Origin of the sequence: Nonomuraea sp. NPDC059023 (genome assembly GCF_042740095.1) — a bacterium.
GTDB lineage: Bacteria > Actinomycetota > Actinomycetes > Streptosporangiales > Streptosporangiaceae > Nonomuraea.
Map to the genome: position 1 here is coordinate 205,783 of NZ_JBHYIO010000008.1, position 18,561 is coordinate 224,343.

Below are 18,561 nucleotides of genomic sequence, written 5' to 3' on the forward strand. Positions count from 1 at the left end.
ACGCCGCCTTTCAGGGAGGGGTTGCCACCTCATGCCGATCCGGCATGAGGTGGGAAAGGTGTGACGGGCGAGGTCAGCCGTCGCAGCGCGGCGCGCACAGGCGCCGGGCCATCCCCTGGGCGAAGAAGTCGCGCACCTGGAGGATGTTCTTGGCGATGTACGCCTCGCCGCCGGTGGCCTTGGCGAGCGTGTCCATCTCGGCCCGGCCCTTCGGGGCGTCGGGGCCGAAGGCGATCAGCAGGATGCTCACCGGGCGCTTGGGGTTGTAGGTCTTCTTCAGGTAGCTCAGGATCTCGGCGTTGCTGATGCCGCCCTCGGGGTCGTCGTTGCCGGCTCCGTCGGTCAGGATCAGGACGGTGTTGATCTTGTCGTCGGCGTATTCCTTGGTCATCTGGGCGTAGGCGGCCTTCAGGGTGTCGTTCAGGCCGGTGTTGCCCGTCGGCTTGGCCTGGATGCTGCCGAGCTGGGTGGAGAAGGCGTCCTTGCGCAGCACGCCGTTGACCGACTCGCTCAGCGGGCCGACCGAGATCAGCTCGCGCCAGTCCTGCGTGCCCTGCAGGTGGGTGGAGAAGGCCCACACGCCGATCTCCGAGTCGGCCTCGAACAGGCCGAGCCCTTCGCTGGCGATCTTGGTGATGGCCTGCATACGGGTCATGCCGGCGCCGGCCACCGGGTAGGCCATGGTGCCGGAGACGTCCAGCAGGGCCAGCATCCGGGTTCCGAGGCTGAGCCGGGACCACGACTGCGCCATGGCGGCGATGGTCTTGGCGTCCGGCGCCTTGAGCGCCTCGGGGTTCTTGGGGTCGAAGCCCTTGTCCTTGGTCAGGACGTCGCCGGCCTTGCCGTCGGGGCTGCGGAAGCCGTGCTCGCGCAGGGTCTTCTGGGCCGACTGCCCGGCCAGCTCGGCCTTGAAGGCGTCGGCGGCCTTGCGGACGTCCGGGCTCTTGGTGGTGATCACGATCGGGTAGTCGAGGCTGAGCGTGCCCTCTTCCGGATAGAGCGGGACGATGAGCGAGTCCGGCTTCTTCTGGTTGTGGGCGTAGATGGCCTGCTCGGGGGCGACGCCGACCGGCACCTTGCTGCCCGACTTCACCGCGAGGCTGGCCAGCAGCGCGTCGGGGCTCGGGACCACCTGGTCCGACAGCTCCTTGAGCGCGCCGACCATGGCCTTGTCGTCGAGCTCGGCCTCCTTGGCGGCGCCCGAGGCGGCCAGCAGCGCGCCCAGCCCGGCGGAGTTCTTCTTCGGGTCCAGGGCCAGCACGCGGACCTTGCGGCCGGGGCCGTCGGGGTTGGCCACGTTGGCGGCCGAGATCATTCCGGCCCAGCTCGGCTGCAGGCTGCCGGAGAGCTTGCCGGCCATCGACTTGGCCGCGGCCAGCACGATCGGGGACCTGGCCACGGAACCCGACGGCTCCGGCATCGCCGCGCCCGCCGTGCTGGCGCGTACCTCGGAGACCATCAGGCTGGAGTCGGCGATCCACACGTCGGGGGTCAGCTTGCCGGAGGCCATGTTGTTGGCCGCCTTGAACGGGTTCTCCTTGGTGACCTTCACCTCGACGCATTTGCTGTCGATCGACTGCAGCGACTTGTTGTAGTCGCCGGCGATCTTCTGCAGCGCGGGCTGGATGTCGGGGGCGGCCACCACGTTCAGCGGCAGCTTGCCGCCGGAGCAGTCGTGGTCGCGGTTGAAGATGACGAACGCGGCCACGCCCAGGAGCACCGCGAGTGCCACCGCACCTGCCAGCGGGACCAGTACCTTGCCACGCCCGCTGCCACGGCTGCGCCGGCGCGGGCCCGGATCCTGGCCTCGATACCCGTCATCGAGTTCGTCTGTGCGATGTCGCCCCACGATGTCCTCTTCGGTGTGTCGAGACCTTTCGGAGATCCTGGCGGTAGATGCTCCTTTAATACTCCGGGAACGATACTCGGTGGACTTGGCGCAACAAAACAGCTCTTTTGGTGTGATGATGACCCTGCGTGTGCGTCAGTGGCAGCATGCGTGACCGCGCCACGCGCGCACTCCTTCGCGTACGGCGAGCGCCGCGAGCACCAGAGCGACGGCCGGATCCACCCACCACCAGCCCAGCGTGTTGGCCCACAATCCGAGCAGCACCCCCGCGGCCATCACCGCGCAGATGAGGTTCTGCGCCGCCTCGCCCGCGGTCGCGCCGGAGCCCAGCCGCCGGGCCAGGCGCCGCTTGAGCGCCGCCAGAGCCGGCATCGTGACCAGGCTCACCGCCGTCACCGCGATGCCGAGGGCGCTGGGCGCGGCCCGGTGGCCGGCGTCGAGGTCGTGGGCCACGTGCACCACGAGGTAGGGGGCCAGTACCCAGAAGCTCACCGCGATCGCCCGGCGCGCGGTGTGCTCGGCCGAGGGCGACAGCGTGCGCGAGCCGGTGAAGCGCCACAGCACGATCAGGCTGGCGCCCGCCTCGGCCAGGGCCGACAGCCCCCAGCCGATCAGCGCCACCGAGTGCGCGGAGAACCCCGCCGCCAGTCCGAGCGAGCTCTCCGCCGCCAGCCATGCCAGCGTGACCAGGCTGAGCAGGCGGGCCCGCCGCGCGTCGCGCAGCCAGTCGACTGACGCGGCCGGATGCGCATGAACCAGCTGGTCAGGCACCTTAACCCCCGAGATCCCACGTCCGGCCGCCGACAGCGATCCGTAACATACCCACTACTCAAGGTCACCTTAGGGGGTTTGCGCAAAGAAAGGTCAAGATTCGCCGGGTAGGGTGTCCCGGTGCCGTTCACCCCCGCTCACGTGGCCGCCGTGCTGCCCCTGATCTCGTCCGCCCGGCTGCGCGCCTGGCTGGACCCGTGGGCGCTGGCGATCGGGACGATGGTGCCCGACCTGCCGATCTTCCTGCCCTTTCTTCCGGCCTACGCCGACTGGCACTCCTGGCAGGGCATCCTCACCCTCGACCTGCTCTCCGTGGTCGTGCTCGTGTTCGTCTTCCACCGGGTGTTCAGGGAGCCGCTGATCGCGCTGCTGCCCCCGGCGCTGAGCGGGCGGGCCGCGACGCTCAAGCCGTCCTACCGCCTGCTGCCCATCGTCCTTGGAGCGCTCCTCGGCGCGGCCACGCACGTGTTCTGGGACTCCTTCACCCACTCCTACAGCGTGGACGTGTGGGGCTGGAGTTTCTTCGACGCGCGGGTGCTCGGCGTGACCACCGTCTTCCGCGTGCTGCAGTACCTGTCCTCGGCCGCCGGGCTGGCGATCGTCGCGTGGTGGGCGGTGCGCGGGCTGTCCAGGATGGCGGCGGTCGCCGTACCGGACCATCTGCACACCCCCCAGCCGGTACGGCGGGCCGTCCTGTGGGCCTGCGCCGCGGGCGTCGTGGCGGGCGGGGCGCTCTGGCCGTTCCTCGACCACCCCGACCACGGCAGCCTGGCCAGCCTGTTCACCAGGATCGGCGCGGGCACCCTGATCGGGCTCGGCCTCGTGCTCACCGGCTACTCGGTCGTCTGGCAGGTCAGGCGGCGCGGGGTGCGTACCATCTGAAGGTGCTTGAGTACGTGAGCGACGCGGCCGACCCCCGGCTGGCCGACTACACCGGTCTGCGTGACGTCGGGCTGCGCAAGAGCCTGGAGGCCGAGCGCGGGTTGTTCCTGGCCGAGGGCGAGAAGGTGATCAGGCGGGCGGTCGGCGCCGGGTATCCGGTGCGGTCGGTGCTGACCACCGAGCGGTGGCTGCCGGCGCTGGCCGACGTGCTCGGCGACGCGCTGGTCTACGTGGTGAGCGACGAGATCATGACGGGTGTCGCCGGGTTCCCCGTGCACCGGGGCGCGCTGGCCTCCATGGAGCGCCTGCCGCTGCCGCCGGTGGAGGAGGTGCTCGCCGGCGCCTCGCGGGTCGTGGTGCTGGAGGACCTGGTCGACCACTCCAACATCGGCGCGATCTTCCGGTGCGCGGCGGCGCTCGGGGTGGACGCGATCGTGTTGTCGCCCCGGTGCGCCGACCCGCTCTACCGGCGCTCGGTCAAGGTCTCGATGGGGTCGGTGTTCTCGATCCCGTACGCGCGGATGGGCAACTGGTTCGACGGGCTGGCCCGGCTGCGTGAGCTGGGGTTCCGTTCGCTGGCGCTGACGCCCGACCAGTCGGCGGTCCCGCTGGACGCGGTGAAGATGGGTGATCGGGTGGCGCTGCTGCTCGGCTCGGAGGGCGACGGCCTGTCCTCGCGCTGGCTGCGCGAGGCCGACGAGGCGGTCTGCATCCCGATGAGCGCGCAGGCGATGGCCGCCGGGGTCGACTCGCTGAACGTGGTCGCGGCGGCGGCCATCGCCTGCCATGGACTGATGCGCAGGGACGCCTAGCCCGCGGCGATCTGCTCCCCGGCGTAGTCGAGCAGTTCCTCCGCCTGCGTGAACCGGCGCTCGTTGGTGTCGCCGAGCAGCACGCCGACCACCTGCCTGCCGTGGCGCTCCGCGGCGAAGACCAGGCAGAACCCGGCCGCGCGGGTGTAGCCGGTCTTGATGCCGAGCACGCCGTCGGTGCGCTCCAGCAGCTTGTTGGTGTTGCGCCAGGTGTGGGCGCGGTGCGCGCCGGACTTGGCGACCTTGTGCACCTTGGCCGAGGCGACCTGGGTGAAGACGGGGTTCTTCAGCGCGATCTGGGCGAGCTTGACCTGGTCGACGGCGGTCGAGTGGCCGCCGTTCGCGGGGGTCGGCAGGCCGTCGGCGTTGGTGTAGCGGGTGTCGGCCAGGCCCAGACCGCGCGCGGTGGCGTTCATCTTGGCGATGAAGGCCTTCTTGCCCGGTCCGTAGACCCTGGCCAGCGCATTGGACGCGTCGGCGCCGGAAGGCAGCATGAGGCCGTAGAGCAGGTCGCGGACCGTCAGCCGCTCGCCCTTGCGCAGGGCGGCCGTGGTGGCGCCGTTCACGGCGGCGTGCCGTACGTCGGCGGCGGTGATCGTGACGGTGTCGGTCAGCTTGGCCTCGCGCAGCACCACGTAGGCGGTCATCACCTTGACCAGGCTGGCCACCGGGACCCGCTTGGTCTGGCGCTTGCCGTAGTGGATCGTTCCGGCCGAGTCGACGACGTAGGCCTGCTTGGCGCCGACGTCGGGCTTCGCGGTCGCGTGCGCGGGACTCGACGTCAGACCCACGAGTACGGCTACCGCGGCAGAGGCGAAGATTCCCCCAATATGCATGTCAGCCATGGTGACAGGTGATCTAAGGTCCGTTTGCCGAACTTGACTCCATGGCGGGAAAACAACAGCTAGATGGGGGTAAATGATCGTTACATCGGGCAATCCGGGGGGTTCATCATGGCTGGGAAATTCGTCATTTCCAAGGACAAGCGGGACGAATACCGCTTCAAGCTGGTCGCCGGCAACGGCCAGACGATCGCCGTCAGCGAGGGCTACACGACCAAGGCGGCCTGCGTGAACGGCATCGAGTCCGTACGCAGGAACGCCGCCACGGCCGAGATCGACGACCAGTCGCTCGCCGCCGTCTGAAAAACCGCCGTCTGAAAAACCGCCGTCTAGTAGCCGCCGTCTGAACAGCCGGGCCGTCAGGCGGCCAGGGCCTTGTCCGCCTTGCGCCGCCTGCGTCTGACGACCAGGAACACGATCACCGCCACCGCCACCACCGCCACGACCAGCGCCGTGATGGGGGAGTGGGTGGCGAGCTGGAACCAGCCCCAGATCACCCCGTACAGCGCGAACGACGTCACCGGCACCCACGTGAGACACCCCAGCGCGCTGGCCACGACGTACCAGGGGTAGGAGATGCGCAGCACGCCCGCGACCCATGGCAGCGTGTGGCGCAGCACGGGCACCCAGAAGCACCCGTAGACGGCCAGCGCCCCCCACTTCTCCACGACCTTCTCGACCCGGGCGATCTGCGCGCGCGGCAGCCGCCGGCCGATCCGGGAGTCGTAGAGCTTCTCGCCGAGCTTGTGCCCGATCCAGTAGTAGGCCTGGAAGGCGCCGAAGAGCGCGATCGCCCCCACCAGCACGATGACCCAGTACGGCAGGCCGAAGAACGACGCTCTCGTGGGATCAGGGATGCCCGCAAGGTACCGCATTCCAGACATCACCCCACCAAGCGAATATAAGGCCAGGCTTACCTTATTTGATCCCCCGAGCCCGTGTCACCTCGCCAGTCTTCCCCGATTGCAAGTGCGCGACAAGCAACCCTCAACCCCCCGCGCGTACACCTGAGGGTGAGAACGAAGGAGTGGTGACCATGAGCAAGGCAACCACAGCGGCGCTCACCGCCGGATCGGCCAACGCCGTCAAGCTGTTCGTCGCCGCCTTGGCCGCCACCGGCGCGTACGCGGGCGTCACCGCCTACGACGCCGCCAGGTCGGCCCCGCGGCCCCAGCAGGCGATCACGCTGCAGGCCCGCGAGGTGCCGATCACCTCACAGACCGCCGCCGTCGCGCCCGGCGCCATCTCCGTCACCGCCAAGTCCGGCGGGCAGGGCTGCGACCGCGCCTACCTGGCCAGGACCGTCGTGGTCAACCCCGACCCCGCGCAGACCGTGCTCTACCGCTGGCAGCTGTCGCGCTGGAGCCCGTACACCAAGCGGTGGAGCGTCTACCTGGTCGACCACTCCGGGTTCGGCGCCGCCCGGCGCACGATCTCCTGGCAGGCCAGGGTCGCCGACAACCCCGGCTGGTACCGGGTCGAGTTCGCCGTCCAGGGTCAGAAGACGATCAAGAGCGACCGTTTCCAAGTGAGTTGCTGACCGAACGCCGCGCCGCCTCCACCCAGCGGGCCACGCCGACCCGCTCGGCCACCTCCAGCGCCTTGCGGTAGTGGTCGAGGGCGGCGTCGGGCTGGCCGAGCCGTACCGCGAGATCTCCCAGCGTCAGCGCCACGGGCCAGAGCGCCACGACGCCCGTGCCCGCGCCGGCGACGCGGTCGGCGAACGGCTTGAGCTTGTCGTAGCAGTCGACCATCCGCGCGCGGTCGTCGAGCAGCATCCCGGCCAGGGCCCGCCAGGTCATCGCCAGCTCGTACAGGAAGTCTGGCCGCACCGGCGGGCGCGTGGCCGCCACCGCCTTGGCGTCGGAGATGTGCCCGGCCGAGGCCAGCGCGAGCGCGTAGGGGTCGAGCGTCCACTTGGAGCCGCCCAGGTGCTTCTCGCTCAGCAGCTCGACCGTCTCGGCCGCGCGCCCGTCGACCAGGCGCAGGCAGAACGTGGTGATCAGCGGCAGGTCCTGGCGGCCTTCGAGCATGCCGACCCGCGCGGTCATCCTGGCCGCGTCGCGGTAGGCGCGCTCGGCGCCCGCGTAGTCGCCGGCGATCATCAGCCGCTGCCCGGCGTACCAGGCGCAGACGGCGGCGGGGGCCGACAGGTCGTACTGCTTCGACAGCTTCTCGGCCGCCGCCGCGTGCTGGTCGGCCGCCGCGAACTCGCCGCGCGCCGCCGCGCACTCCAGCAGCACCAGGTGGGCCAGCGCCTGCGTGGCCATCTGGCCGGAGCGCTGCGCCACCTCCAGCAGCTCGCGTCCGATGCTCTCGCGCGTGTCGACGGCGGGGATGTCGTAGGACTGGCGCAGCCGCCCGCTCAGCGCCGCCGCGATCAGGGCCGGGTCGCCGCTCTGCCGGGCCAGTTCGAGCGCCTCCAGCGACGCCTGACGGCCCCGCTCGGGCGAGGAGGAGCCCTCCAGCTCCAGCGCCAGCGTGGTCAGCAGGCTCGCGCGCAGCGTCTGCTCGCCCTCGGGCAGCTCGATGAGCGCCTTCTCGGTGACGTCGACGATCTCCCACGCGGTGCGGGTGAAGTCGCGCGCCATGCCCTTGTGCGGCACCGCGAGAGACGCCGCCACCCGCGCGGTGATCTCCAGGTCCTGCAGCGGCAGCGCCAGGTCCATCGCCTGGCGGCGCAGCAGCCTGGCCGCGGTCATGTCGCCGCAGACCGCGAGGGCCTTGATCTGGCGCAGCATCAGCTGCAGACGTTCCTTGGTGTCGCCGCCGGTGCGCTCGAAGGCCGCGATCGCCTGCTCCCACAGCCGCGCCGCCTCGCGGTGCGCGAAACGCCGCTCGGCCTGCTCGGCCGCCAGCCCGGCGTAGTGGACCGCCTTCTCCGCGGCGTCGGCGAGGAAGTAGTGGTGGGCCAGCGCCGCCACGTCCGCGGGGCTGCGCTCCTCGATCTCCTTCGCGACGGCCGCGTGCAACCGGGTACGGCGCAGCCGCGAGGCGTCGGAGTAGATCGTGTCGCGCACCAGGTCGTGGTCGAAGCGCAGCAGGCCGGGGCCCGGTTCGGTGACGAGCCCGGCCAGCAGCGCCGCCTCGACCGCCTCGACCACCGGCTCCTCGGCGCCGGCCACGCCGATGAGCACGTCGATGTCCACGTCGCGGCCGATCACCGCCGCCTGCAGCAGGATCTGCTGCGCCTCGGCCGGCAGCCGCGAGATGCGCCGCCGCAGCACGTCCCGCACGCCGGACGGCACCCGCGACAGCACCGCGGTGGTCGTCGTCTCACCGGCCGCCGCGGCCTCGGAGTCGAGCAGGCGCACGGTCTCGCGGACGAAGAACGGGTTGCCGCCGGTGCGCTCGACGATCGACTCGACCGCGTCCTCGTCGATCTCGCGTACGCAGGTGGCCCGCACCAGCTCGGCCACCGCCTTCGGGTCGAGCCCCGACAGCCCCACCCGGACCGGGCCGAGCCTGGCCAGCGCGGCCAGCACGTCGGACTGCCCGTCGTCCAGCTCGCTCTCCCTGCACGTGACCACGAGCATGACCCGGCTGGTGGCCAGCAGGCTCGGCAGCGCGCGCAGCAGCGCAAGCGTCTGGTCGTCGGCCCAGTGGAGGTCTTCGAGGGTGAGCAGCACGGGGGAGCGGCGGGCCACTCCGGCCAGGTAGCCGCCGACCGCGCGGTGCAGGCGGAAGCCGCCGGACAGCTCGTCGTCGTCGGGATCGGGGTCGGCGTCGTCGAGCAGGGGCGCGAGCAACTGGGCGTACTCGCCGGCGCCGGTCACGCCGACCAGCGTGCGCAGGATCTCCACCCAGGCCCAGCCGGGCGGGGTGGCGGTGGAGTCGGGGCAGGCGCCGGAGGAGGTGATCCAGCCGTCGGAGGCGAGCTTGCTCTCCAGCTGGCTCAGCAGCGTGGTCTTGCCGGCCCCCGCCACGCCGGTGACGATCGCCACCTGGAAGCGGCCCGTGCGGGCGGCGGCCTGCGTCAGCCTGGTCAGCTCGGCGTCGCGGCCGACGAACGGCTCCGGCTCCAGCGGCGGCGGCTCCACGGGCGCGGCCGGACGCGGCGGCCAGGTGTCGTTGACCGGCTGCGCCGGGCGGGACGGGCGGGCCGACGGGACCAGTTCAAGGCCGGGCGCCTGGGCGAGGATGTCGGACTCCAGCTTGCGCAGCGCCGGGCCGGGGTCGATGCCGAGCTCGTCGGCCAGGATGCCGCGGGCCCTGCGCAGCGCGGCCAGCGCGTCGCCCTGCCGGCCGCTGCGGTACAGGCCCAGCGACAGCAGCCGCCACCCCTCCTCGCGCAGCGGGTGCTCGGTGGTCATCGCTTCCAGGTCGGGCACGGTCTCGGCGTTGAGCCCGAGGCGCAGCCCGGTGTCGGCGTGGCGCTCGCGCGCCACCAGCCGCAGCTCGGTCAGCCGGTTCACCTCGGCCTCCGCCCACGTCTGGTCGGCGAAGTCGGAGTACGGCGTGCCGCGCCACAACCCGAGCGCCTTCTCCAGGAAGGTCCTGGCCGCCTGAGGATCGTCGCCCTCCAGCCGCTCTCCGGCGCTGCGTACCAGCTGCTCGAAGCGGAGCGCGTCGACCTGGTCGGGCGCGACGCGCAGCGCGTACCCGGAGGCGACCGTCACCAGCAGCCGGTTGGGACCCCCGCGCGGGCGGCCGGGCTCCAGCACACGGCGCAGCCGGGAGATGTAGACCTGCAGGCCCGACTGGGCACCCTTGGCGGTGTCGTCCGCCCACAGGTCGTAGAGCAGGGTGTCGACCGGAACGACCTGACCCCTGGCCACCAGCAATCGGGCGAGGACGGCTCGCTGCCGCAACCCGCCGAGGTCGAGTTCGTCGTTTTCGTACGCCTCGACTGGCCCCAGAACTCGAAACGCCACCATGTCAGCCGCCACGCTATGCGCGCTTCCGAATCACGCACAAGGTCTTTGAGGGGTTTGGAAGGGTCACTGCGGGGCCTTCATACTCTCGGACGGGGATTTCGCGGCACCGTTGCGGCTGTCGCGCCTGCGCAGAAGCGCCCACGCGCCCAGAGCCAGGCCGCCGAACGGGATCTCGATAGTGTAAGTCCAGAAGCCGAACAACAGTGCGGTCGCGGTCGCGGGAGCCGTGGGGATGCCGAAGGAGACGAGCAGGAGCACCACCCCGCCCTCCATGATCCCGGCGCCGCTCGGCGTGATCAGCGCCGCGGTGAGCACCCGCGACAGCGCGAAGACCGCGATCGACTGCGCCAGCCCGGGGTACGCGCCGGTGGCCTGCATGCAGACCACCATGATCCCCCACTGGAGCACCAGGAACGCGATCATCGCCAGCGACAGCCCCGGCCAGCGCGTCCTGACGATCCCCGCGGTGTCGGCGCGCAGCTTGTGGAACGACGGCGCGATCTCCTTCTTGAACGGCCTGCCCAGCCCGTCGAGCACCTTGCCCAGGAGCACCGCCGCGCGGTCCCAGTACAGCGCCGCCGCCACCACGACCACGAGCACCAGGATCGAGATCGCGCCCGCCCAGCCCGCCCGCTCCACGGTCGTGTTGACCACCTCGCCCGCCATCAGCAGCGCGATGATCCCGACCGCGGGCAGGACGAACCGGAACAGCGTGTTCCACACGCCGCTGACCAGCGTCATCACCACGATCGACCGGTAGCCGAACCCCCAGCCCTTGCACATGGCGAACGTCAGCGCCACGCCCGCGGCGCCGCCGAACGGCAGCAGGTTGCTGACCGCGCTGCCCGCGGCGTTGAGCGTGAGGCCCTGCAGGTTGCTGAGGCCGGGCTGCGAGTTGGTCAGCACGAACGTGTAGGCCAGCAGGCTCAGCAGCCACAACCCGGCCATCAGCGCGATGGTTCCGGCGCCGAGCTGGCCGAACTCCGCGCCGATCTCCCGCCACGAGACCGGCTTGCCGGTCAGCGCCTGCACGATCTGCGGCAGGTAGACCACCAGCAGGACCGCCAGAGCAAGGGACAGCACGGACAGAGTGACCTGCAGCCACTTGTTCTTCATCACACCTGCTCGAAGGGGTGGGTGAGCCGGGTGCCCGGGGGCACGTCCCTGCGGACGAACCACTCGGTTCCGAACACCAGGCGGTAGAGGGGGCCGGGGATCTTCAGCATCACGGCCAGAGTACGGTCGCTGTCGCCGCCGCTGGCCTGTGAGACGTGCGCCTCCATCGACGCCCGCTTCTGCTTCGTGTACTTCCTGACGTTCACCCGATGGGTGATCTGATCGCCCGCAGTGTAGGCGCTCTCGAACGTCCGGGGATCGAACTCCGGCGGAAACCGGTATACCTTCCCCGCCAGCTTGAGCGCCTTGAGCAACGGATCGCGGTTCACCGTCGCCTCCAGGACGATCTCCGTCCCCGCCATCTCCGCCGCGCGCCTGCCCACCCGGTGCACCTGGACGTGGTCCGGATGCCCGTACCCGCCGGCCGGATCGTAGATCGCCAGCAGGTCGGCCGCCTCGTCCTTGAGGATCTCGGCCAGTTGCCTGGCCGCCTTGTCGGTGTCGGCGTCGATGAAGGCGTTGTCCGGCCGCTCCTCGGCGACGCCGCCCTTGGGGCTCAGCCCCGAGTCGCCGTAGCCCAGGCACTCCACCCGGGCGCAGCCCAGCAGCGCGGCCGAGGTGTAGAGCTCCTTGAGCCGCGTCTCGCCCAGTTCGTCGCCCGGATCCATCTCCGCCAGGCCGCGCTCGCCCGCCGTGGCCACCACCAGCACCACCCGGTGCCCCTCGGCCGCGAGCATCGCCATGGTGCCCGCCGTCAGCAGGGCCTCGTCATCGGGGTGGGCGTGGAAGAACACAGCTGTGCGTGGCTTTGTTGGCACAGGGCCCAGATTAGTCTGGGAGAGGTGCGGATCTTTCACGTGAGTGACTGTTACCTGCCGCGGCTCGGAGGGATCGAGGTCCAGGTGGCCGACCTCGTACGCCAGCAGCGGGAGGCGGGCCACGAGGTCGAGGTGGCCACGGCCACCCGCGGCGAACCCCTCGACGGCGTGCGCAGGATCGTCGCCAGAATGCCCTTCGACCTGCCCGTGCACCCGCGTGGTGTGGGACATGTCACCCGCCTGCTCACCTCCTCCCGTCCCGACGTCGTGCACGTGCACACGGGGGCGGTCTCGCCGTTCGCCTGGATGGGGGTACGCGCGGCCGTACGGGCCGGACTGCCCGTGGTGGTGACCGTCCACAGCATGTGGGACCCGGGCACCCGCGCCGTCTACCGCCTGCTCCGCCTCGTGTACGAGTGGCACCGCTGGGGCGTGGTCGCCACCACCGTGAGCAGCGCCGCCGCCGTCCCGATCCGCCGGGTCGCGGGCCGGGGGGTACCGGTCCACGTGGTCTCCAACGGCCTCGACCTGACCGGCTGGCGACCGTCGGACCTGCCCTCCGGCTCGGCGGGCAAGGACGGCGTCCACATCGTGGCGGTGGGCAGGCTGGCTCCGCGCAAGCACCCGGTGCGGCTCCTGAAGGCCCTGCACACGGCCCGCGCCCGGGTCCCGTCCGGCATCCCGATGCGCGCGACCATCGTCGGGGACGGCCCGGCGAGGAGCTCGATGGACCGCTACCTGACCCAGCACGACATGACCGGCTGGGTGACGCTCCCCGGCCGCCAGACCCGCGAGGAGATCGCCGGGCTGCTGGCCTCCGCCGACATGTTCGTGGCGCCCGCGCCCCTGGAGTCCTTCGGCATCGCCGCCCTGGAGGCGAGGGCGGCGGGGCTGCCGGTGATCGCCCGCGAACGCAGCGGGGTCGCCGACTTCGTCCGGCACGGCGAGGAGGGCCTGCTGGCCCGCAACGAACCGGACCTGGCCCGCTGCGTCGCCCGCCTGACCACCGACACGAAGCTCCGCGAGTCGATCGCCGCCCACAACCGCGAAACGGAGCCGGCGGCAGGCTCCTGGAAGTCGGTCCTGGAGGGCTTCGACCGGGCGTACAAGCAGGCGATCGGCTGACTTCGTGGGCTAGCGCAGGTGGGGGAGGGTATAGGCGGGCGCGGCGAACGAACCGCCCTGGGGCATGCCGGCCACGAAGAAGGCGTCGGCGCCGGGGAAGCGGGCGGCGAACGCCTCGGCGTTGTCCAGCGGGGTGTAGCCGAGGTCGGGCAGTTCCCAGAAGCGGCGGGCGTTGGCCGAGACCGCGTAGCCGGCCACGAAGCCGGTGACCGGGGTGGTGAGGGCGGCGGCGAAGTACCCGGCGCAGTCGCGCGGGCTGAGCCAGGTTGCCAGGTGGCGGGCGTCCTCGGGTTCGGTTTCGAGGCTGCCGATCCGCAGGCTGACGATCTGGAGGCCGAACTTGTCGGCGTAGAGGTGGGCCAGGGCCTCGACGGCCGCCTTGGAGACGCCGTAGAGGCCGTCGGGGCGGGGCGCGAGATCGGGGGTGAGCGTCCGCGTGACGGGATAGTGGCCGGTCAGGCGGTTACTGCCGGCCAGCACGACCCGCGGCACCCCGGTCAGCCGGGCGGCTTCGAAGACGTGGTGGGTGCCGAGCACATTGGCCTGGAGCAGATCCGGCAGCGGCGCCTCGTCGGGAATCCCGGACAGGTGCACGACCACGTCGGCGCCGCGCACCACCTCCAGCACGGTGGAGAGGCCGTCGAGCTCGGTGGTGACGACCTCCTCGTTACCGGCTCGCGCCTCGATAGGCACCCGGTCAACCAGCACCAGCCGCTCGGCCCGCGCCCGCAGACCATCCCGGATCGCCGCTCCCACCCGCCCGGCGGCACCGGTCAACACGATCTTGCCCAGCCTCATGGGGAGGAGTCTGCCGAACGCCACCGACAGATTCCCGCACGGGCGCGGTGAAGGCTTCCCATACGGGGGGCCGTGACGGCGGGGACCATGTCCGACGTGAGAAGCGACCCCCACGATCGGCGCCCGCCGGCGTCGGCGGGTGGCGTGGGGGCGGCTTGCCGTAACCCCAAAGAGAGCCGCACGTCAACCCCAAAGAGAGCCGCACGTCGCGAGCGGCCGCAAACCACCCACACGCCAGAAGAGCCAAAAAGGTCAGCGGCGGAGAACAACAACGCCGTCGCGGTCGAAGACGCGCGTGTAGCCCTGCGAAACGAGAGAGTCCACCTGGGCGCGTTGGTCGTCGGCCGAGCCGAAGGGGAACTCCCAGCGGGACGTGTCCGCGATCACCCAAGGCGCGTTGTGTGATTTGGCCGTCCACAGCAGCACCGTCGTACGCCCCGTCAACGCCGGCCCGAAGCTGTTGGCCGCCTCGACCACCACCCCGTCCGGGATCTTCGCCACCGCCTCCCGAGCCGCCACGATCTTGGTCTGGTCGCCCTTGTAGAAGTCGGGGTGGTAGAGCTGGTCAAGGGCGAAACGGGGCACAAGGGTAACGGCGACCACCAGCACCGCCGCCGACCACACCACCGCCAGGTCCTTACGCCCCAGCCACCGCTGCAGCCGGGCAAGACCATCCACCCCCGCGCAGAACAGGATGATCACCGTAAACGCGCTGTACTGGAAGTCGGCCTGCCACCACAACTCCCGGTCCGACAGCATCCGCTCCAGCACGTGCGGCAGCGCGATCAGCGACAACGGCGACAGCAGGCACAGCAGCAGCGTCGGCCACACCAGCAGGAACAACGTGTCGACCTTGGCCTCGGCGCTGAAGGGCAGCAGCAGCGTCCCGAGCGGGTCGCGCAGGATGCCGAGCAGCGCGCCCGGCAGGTCGGGCCCGAGGTGGTTGTAGGCCCAGAAGTCGGAGGTGTCGCCGCCGAGCATGGGGATGATCGCGCCGCGGGTGAGCATGACCCCGGCCGCGCCGATCACCGCGCAGCAGATGCCGCGGAAGCGGTCACCGGTGACGAACAGGTAGAGGCCGAACCCGATCACCATCAGCCCCATGTCCTCCTTGACCAGGAGGAGCCCGAACATCGCCAGGAACGCGGGCAGAAAGCGTCCCGCCTGGTAGCGCTCGATCATGATGGCGGTCAGCACCGGCACGAACATGACCTCGTGCGCGTCGAACGCGATCGCCTGGGCCACGGGCCACGACAGCGCGTAGGCGACGGAGACCAGGTACGCGGCCCCGATCCCGAGCACCCGCCGCGTGAACAGCCACAGAAACGGAATGGCCGCCGCGAACAGCAGCGCCTGCGCGACGATCAGCGACCCGGGCCCGTCGTGGATCCAGTAGAACGGCGCCAGCAGCGCGTAGATCGGCGAGAAGTGGTCGACGATCTGGAGATAGTCCATGCCCCGGTCGTGCCACCCGCCCACGACGGGAATGTACGGCGGCCGGAAGCGCGAGTAGTTGCGCACCGCCTGGTCGACGATGACCAGATCGTAGGTACTCGCCCTGAACGTGGCCAGCTTCACCAGCCCGATCACGGAGTACGCCGCCGCGGCCACCAGGACGATCAGCCCGACCCGGTAGCGGTGCCGCGGAAGGCGGCGGCCGGGTGTCGTCACGGTTTCCGCCGTCATGGTCTCCGCCGTCACGGGCAGCAAGAGTAGTGCCAATGCGTCACGGCCGCCGCGCCGCGCTGCCCCCCACAGGCGGTGCGGCGGCCGTGGGCTCAGGGGGTCAGCCGCAGGCGCTCTGGATCTTGGTGGTGAAGCCCTGCAGCTTGTTGACACCGTCCATCGCCGAGGCGGGGTTGTTCTTGTCCATCTTCATGTCCTCGAATCCGCCGGCCAGATCGTTGAGCGCAGCGGCGAGTTCGCCGTCGTACTTGCCGGCCAGGGTCTTGACCTTGCCCGCGGCCTCCTCGCTCGCCTTGTTGAAGGCGTCGGGGTCGGTGGCGGCGGTGGCCATGGACTGGGTGAACTCGTTGGAGATCTTGGTGACCTCCTGTGCCGCCGTGTTGCAGTCCACGGCCTTGTCGACCGCGCCGCAGGCGGTCGCGAGCCCGGCAAGAGTCAGCGTCGCGATCGTGATGGCGATGCGACGGCGGGAGGAAGTCATGGTTGTGCCCTTCGTAGGTGTGGAGACGAAGGGACATTATGGACCATTCCTTGAATCTCGCTTGCACATTGCCAACATCAGTGGTGACAGACGTGGGTAGTCCAAGGTCATGAGCACTGGTCAGGCAGAACAACACTCACTGAAGCGGGTCATCGGCCGCAGGGTCCTGCTGCTGTTCGTCGTCGGCGACATTCTCGGCGCGGGCATATACGCGCTGGTCGGGAAGGTCGCCGGGCATGTCGGAGGGGCGTTGTGGCTGCCGTTCCTGGTGGCTTTCGTCCTCGCCGCGCTGACCGCGACGGCCTATGCCGAACTGGTCGGTAAGTACCCGCAGGCGGCCGGAGCGGCGCTGTATGTCAATAAGGCGTTCGGCATCCCGTTCGTCACTTTCATCGTCGCGTTCACCGTGATGATGAGCGGCATCACCTCGGCGAGCGCGGCGGCCAGGGCCTTCGGCGGTCGCTACCTGGCCGAGTTCGTGACGCTGCCGGTGCTGGTCGGCGCGTTCATCTTCCTGGGCCTGGTGGCCCTGGTGAACTTCGCCGGAATTTCGGAGTCCGTCAAGGTGAACGTGGCCCTGACGATCATCGAGGCGTTCGGCCTGCTGGTGATCGTGGCCATCGGCATCTTCGCGCTCTTCACCGGGGACGGCGAGCCCGCCAGGGCGATCGAGTTCCACCCGGCCAACGGCGCCTTCCTCGGCATCCTCGGCGGCACCGCGCTGGCCTTCTACGCCCTGCTCGGCTTCGAGGACTCGGTCAACCTGGCGGAGGAGGCCAAGAACCCGCAGAAGGACTTCCCCCGCGCCCTGTTCGGCGGCCTGATCGTGGCCGCGGTCATCTACATGGCGGTGGCGTTCACGGCGACCATGCTCGTCGACACCAAGACGCTGATCGAGTCCTCCGGCCCGCTGCTGGAGGTGGTGAAGGTCGCGGGGCTGGCCTTCCCGCCCAAGCTCTTCGCGCTGATCGCGCTGCTCGCCGTCGGCAACACCGCGCTGATCAACATGCTGATGGCCTCCAGGCTCGTGTACGGCATGGCCCGCCAGCGCATCATCCCCCCGTTCTTCGGCACGGTTCACCCGACCCGGTCCACTCCGTGGATCGCCATCGTGTTCACGATCGCCATCGCGGCGATCCTGGTCTCGACGGGCGACGTGGCGCCGCTGGCCGACACCACCGTGCTGTTGTTGCTGCTGGTGTTCGCGCTGGTCAACATCTGCGTGCTGATCCTGCGCAAGGAGGACGTCGGCCACGACCACTACCGGGCCCCGACCTGGGCGCCGGTGCTCGGGGCCGTGGTCTGCCTGTTCCTGGCGCTGCCGCTGACCGGCAGGTCGGCCGACATCTACCTGCGCGCGGCGGCCCTCATCGTGCTGGGCGTCATCCTCTGGGGCATCAACTGGATCTTCGTGGGCCGGGTCACTCAGGTGGATCCGACCAAGATCACTCCGGAGGACTGAATCCCTGACGCGTGGGCGGGCCGTACAACAGGTGCGGCTGTCCACGCGTTGGAGGGATGATGACCGCCATGCCGATGTCCACGGGCCTGACCGGGACGCTCAACGGTCCCCGTCACCGGACCGCGCTGAACGTGTTCCTGTTCGTCGTGCTCGCGCACTGGGCGGAGCACATCGTGCAGGCCGTGCAGATCTGGGTGCTGGGCTGGCCCGTGCCCGAGGCCAGGGGAGTGCTGGGGCAGTTCTTCCCCTGGCTGGTCACCTCGGAGGCGCTGCACTACGGCTACGCGCTGATCATGCTCGCGGCGCTCTGGGTACTGCGCAAGGGCTTCACCGGGCGCGCCCGGCTGTGGTGGAACATCGCCCTGGGCATCCAGATCTGGCACCACGTCGAGCACCTGCTGCTGCTCATCCAGGTGCAGTCGGGCTGGTTCCTGGCGGGCCGGCCGGTGCAGACGAGCGTGGCGCAGTTGCTCTTCCCCCGCGTGGAGCTGCACCTGTTCTACAACACGGTGGTCTTCGCCCCGATAGTGGTCGCCATGATCCTGCACGCCCGGCCGGACAAGGAGGAGCGGGCGCGCATGTCCTGCTCGTGCGCGCGGGCGTGAACAGCCGCTTCACCGTCGTCGTGGCGACGGTGACCGCCGTGCTGCTGCTGGCGCTCGCCGTCCCCAATCTCGGGCCCGTCGTGCGCGCCGCGCGGGCCGAGGGAACCTGGGGCACGTTCACGGCGAGCCGCCTGTCGTGCGTGACGCATCCGGGGGGCCACGAGGCCTGCGCGTGGTACGGGCGGTTCGCCACCGCCTCGGGCGCGCGCGAGGTCTCCCTGTACGGCAGCGCCCGCGACACCATGGCCCAGGGCCAGGCACTCAAAGCCGTGGACGTGGGCCGCCCCGCGCAGGTCTACACCGAGGGCGGCTCCAACGAGTGGATCCTGACCTTCGCGCTGGTCCTGGTCGGCCTCGGCCTGCTCTATCCGCTGCTCTCCCGCCTGCGCCGGCGGAACACCTATTGACAGGCTCGCGAGCCCGACCCGACGATGTCG

At 70.5% G+C, this 18,561-nt stretch carries 18 protein-coding genes; 8 read left to right on the forward strand and 10 right to left on the reverse strand.

The window, feature by feature from the left end; all coding sequences use genetic code 11:
- Positions 1-73: 73 nt before the first annotated feature.
- Positions 74-1,732: a substrate-binding and VWA domain-containing protein gene (locus ACFWYW_RS16545; RefSeq protein WP_379610351.1), complete on the reverse strand. Its 1,659-nt coding sequence runs from the start codon at positions 1,730-1,732 to the stop codon at positions 74-76.
- A 252-nt stretch (positions 1,733-1,984) separates the two neighbouring features.
- A complete protein-coding gene (locus ACFWYW_RS16550) occupies positions 1,985-2,620 on the reverse strand; it encodes a cation transporter (protein ID WP_379610350.1) in 636 nt (211 codons plus the stop codon).
- A 120-nt stretch (positions 2,621-2,740) separates the two neighbouring features.
- Between ACFWYW_RS16550 and ACFWYW_RS16555 the strand changes: the two genes are divergently transcribed.
- The gene (locus tag ACFWYW_RS16555; RefSeq protein ID WP_379610349.1) at positions 2,741-3,502 is read left to right on the forward strand and encodes a DUF4184 family protein; all 762 of its coding nucleotides are present in this window, start codon (positions 2,741-2,743) and stop codon (positions 3,500-3,502) included.
- Complete coding sequence (locus ACFWYW_RS16560; protein WP_379610464.1) at positions 3,499-4,314, forward strand: TrmH family RNA methyltransferase; 816 nt, start codon at positions 3,499-3,501, stop codon at positions 4,312-4,314. The genes ACFWYW_RS16555 and ACFWYW_RS16560 overlap by 4 nt, the downstream gene beginning before the upstream one ends.
- On the opposite strand, the gene ACFWYW_RS16565 is transcribed toward ACFWYW_RS16560, so the two are convergent.
- On the reverse strand, positions 4,311-5,150 hold the full coding sequence (locus ACFWYW_RS16565; protein ID WP_379610347.1) for a D-alanyl-D-alanine carboxypeptidase family protein: 840 nt from the start codon (positions 5,148-5,150) through the stop codon (positions 4,311-4,313). The genes ACFWYW_RS16560 and ACFWYW_RS16565 overlap by 4 nt on opposite strands.
- Before the next feature lie 117 nt (positions 5,151-5,267).
- On the opposite strand from ACFWYW_RS16565, the gene ACFWYW_RS16570 reads away from it, so the two are divergent.
- A complete protein-coding gene (locus tag ACFWYW_RS16570) occupies positions 5,268-5,459 on the forward strand; it encodes a YegP family protein (RefSeq protein ID WP_379610346.1) in 192 nt (63 codons plus the stop codon).
- Between the two features lie 56 nt (positions 5,460-5,515).
- On the opposite strand, the gene ACFWYW_RS16575 is transcribed toward ACFWYW_RS16570, so the two are convergent.
- On the reverse strand, positions 5,516-6,031 hold the full coding sequence (locus ACFWYW_RS16575) for a DedA family protein (RefSeq protein ID WP_379610345.1): 516 nt from the start codon (positions 6,029-6,031) through the stop codon (positions 5,516-5,518).
- Positions 6,032-6,192: 161 nt separating this feature from the next.
- Between ACFWYW_RS16575 and ACFWYW_RS16580 the strand changes: the two genes are divergently transcribed.
- Positions 6,193-6,696 (forward strand): hypothetical protein, encoded by a 504-nt coding sequence (locus ACFWYW_RS16580; RefSeq protein ID WP_379610344.1) that lies wholly within the window; start codon positions 6,193-6,195, stop codon positions 6,694-6,696.
- Here ACFWYW_RS16580 and ACFWYW_RS16585 read toward each other — a convergent pair.
- From ACFWYW_RS16585 to ACFWYW_RS16595, 3 genes are all read right to left on the reverse strand, one after another.
- Positions 6,665-10,033 carry a BTAD domain-containing putative transcriptional regulator gene (locus ACFWYW_RS16585; RefSeq protein WP_379610342.1) on the reverse strand — a complete coding sequence of 1,123 codons (3,369 nt, stop codon included), beginning with the start codon at positions 10,031-10,033 and terminating at the stop codon, positions 6,665-6,667. The two genes, ACFWYW_RS16580 and ACFWYW_RS16585, sit on opposite strands and share 32 nt — an antisense overlap.
- A 63-nt stretch (positions 10,034-10,096) precedes the next feature.
- Complete coding sequence (locus tag ACFWYW_RS16590; RefSeq protein WP_379610341.1) at positions 10,097-11,149, reverse strand: YbhN family protein; 1,053 nt, start codon at positions 11,147-11,149, stop codon at positions 10,097-10,099.
- Positions 11,149-11,967 (reverse strand): PIG-L deacetylase family protein, encoded by an 819-nt coding sequence (locus ACFWYW_RS16595; RefSeq protein WP_379610340.1) that lies wholly within the window; start codon positions 11,965-11,967, stop codon positions 11,149-11,151. Before ACFWYW_RS16595 ends, ACFWYW_RS16590 begins: the two co-directional genes overlap by 1 nt.
- A gap of 39 nt (positions 11,968-12,006) precedes the next feature.
- Between ACFWYW_RS16595 and ACFWYW_RS16600 the strand changes: the two genes are divergently transcribed.
- Positions 12,007-13,092: a glycosyltransferase family 4 protein gene (locus tag ACFWYW_RS16600; protein WP_379610339.1), complete on the forward strand. Its 1,086-nt coding sequence runs from the start codon at positions 12,007-12,009 to the stop codon at positions 13,090-13,092.
- Between the two features lie 9 nt (positions 13,093-13,101).
- On the opposite strand, the gene ACFWYW_RS16605 is transcribed toward ACFWYW_RS16600, so the two are convergent.
- The 3 genes from ACFWYW_RS16605 to ACFWYW_RS16615 form a co-directional block, all read right to left on the reverse strand.
- Complete coding sequence (locus tag ACFWYW_RS16605; RefSeq protein ID WP_379610338.1) at positions 13,102-13,890, reverse strand: NAD-dependent epimerase/dehydratase family protein; 789 nt, start codon at positions 13,888-13,890, stop codon at positions 13,102-13,104.
- Between the two features lie 252 nt (positions 13,891-14,142).
- Positions 14,143-15,591: a DUF2079 domain-containing protein gene (locus ACFWYW_RS16610; protein ID WP_379610337.1), complete on the reverse strand. Its 1,449-nt coding sequence runs from the start codon at positions 15,589-15,591 to the stop codon at positions 14,143-14,145.
- Between the two features lie 85 nt (positions 15,592-15,676).
- Entirely contained in the window at positions 15,677-16,057 is a 381-nt protein-coding gene (locus ACFWYW_RS16615) for a hypothetical protein (protein ID WP_379610336.1), read from the reverse strand.
- A 109-nt stretch (positions 16,058-16,166) separates the two neighbouring features.
- Between ACFWYW_RS16615 and ACFWYW_RS16620 the strand changes: the two genes are divergently transcribed.
- From ACFWYW_RS16620 to ACFWYW_RS16630, 3 genes are all read left to right on the forward strand, one after another.
- On the forward strand, positions 16,167-17,519 hold the full coding sequence (locus ACFWYW_RS16620; protein WP_379610335.1) for an APC family permease: 1,353 nt from the start codon (positions 16,167-16,169) through the stop codon (positions 17,517-17,519).
- A gap of 68 nt (positions 17,520-17,587) precedes the next feature.
- Entirely contained in the window at positions 17,588-18,124 is a 537-nt protein-coding gene (locus ACFWYW_RS16625; RefSeq protein WP_379610334.1) for a hypothetical protein, read from the forward strand.
- Positions 18,109-18,531 (forward strand): hypothetical protein, encoded by a 423-nt coding sequence (locus ACFWYW_RS16630; protein WP_379610333.1) that lies wholly within the window; start codon positions 18,109-18,111, stop codon positions 18,529-18,531. Before ACFWYW_RS16625 ends, ACFWYW_RS16630 begins: the two co-directional genes overlap by 16 nt.
- The last annotated feature ends 30 nt before the right edge of the window (positions 18,532-18,561 follow it).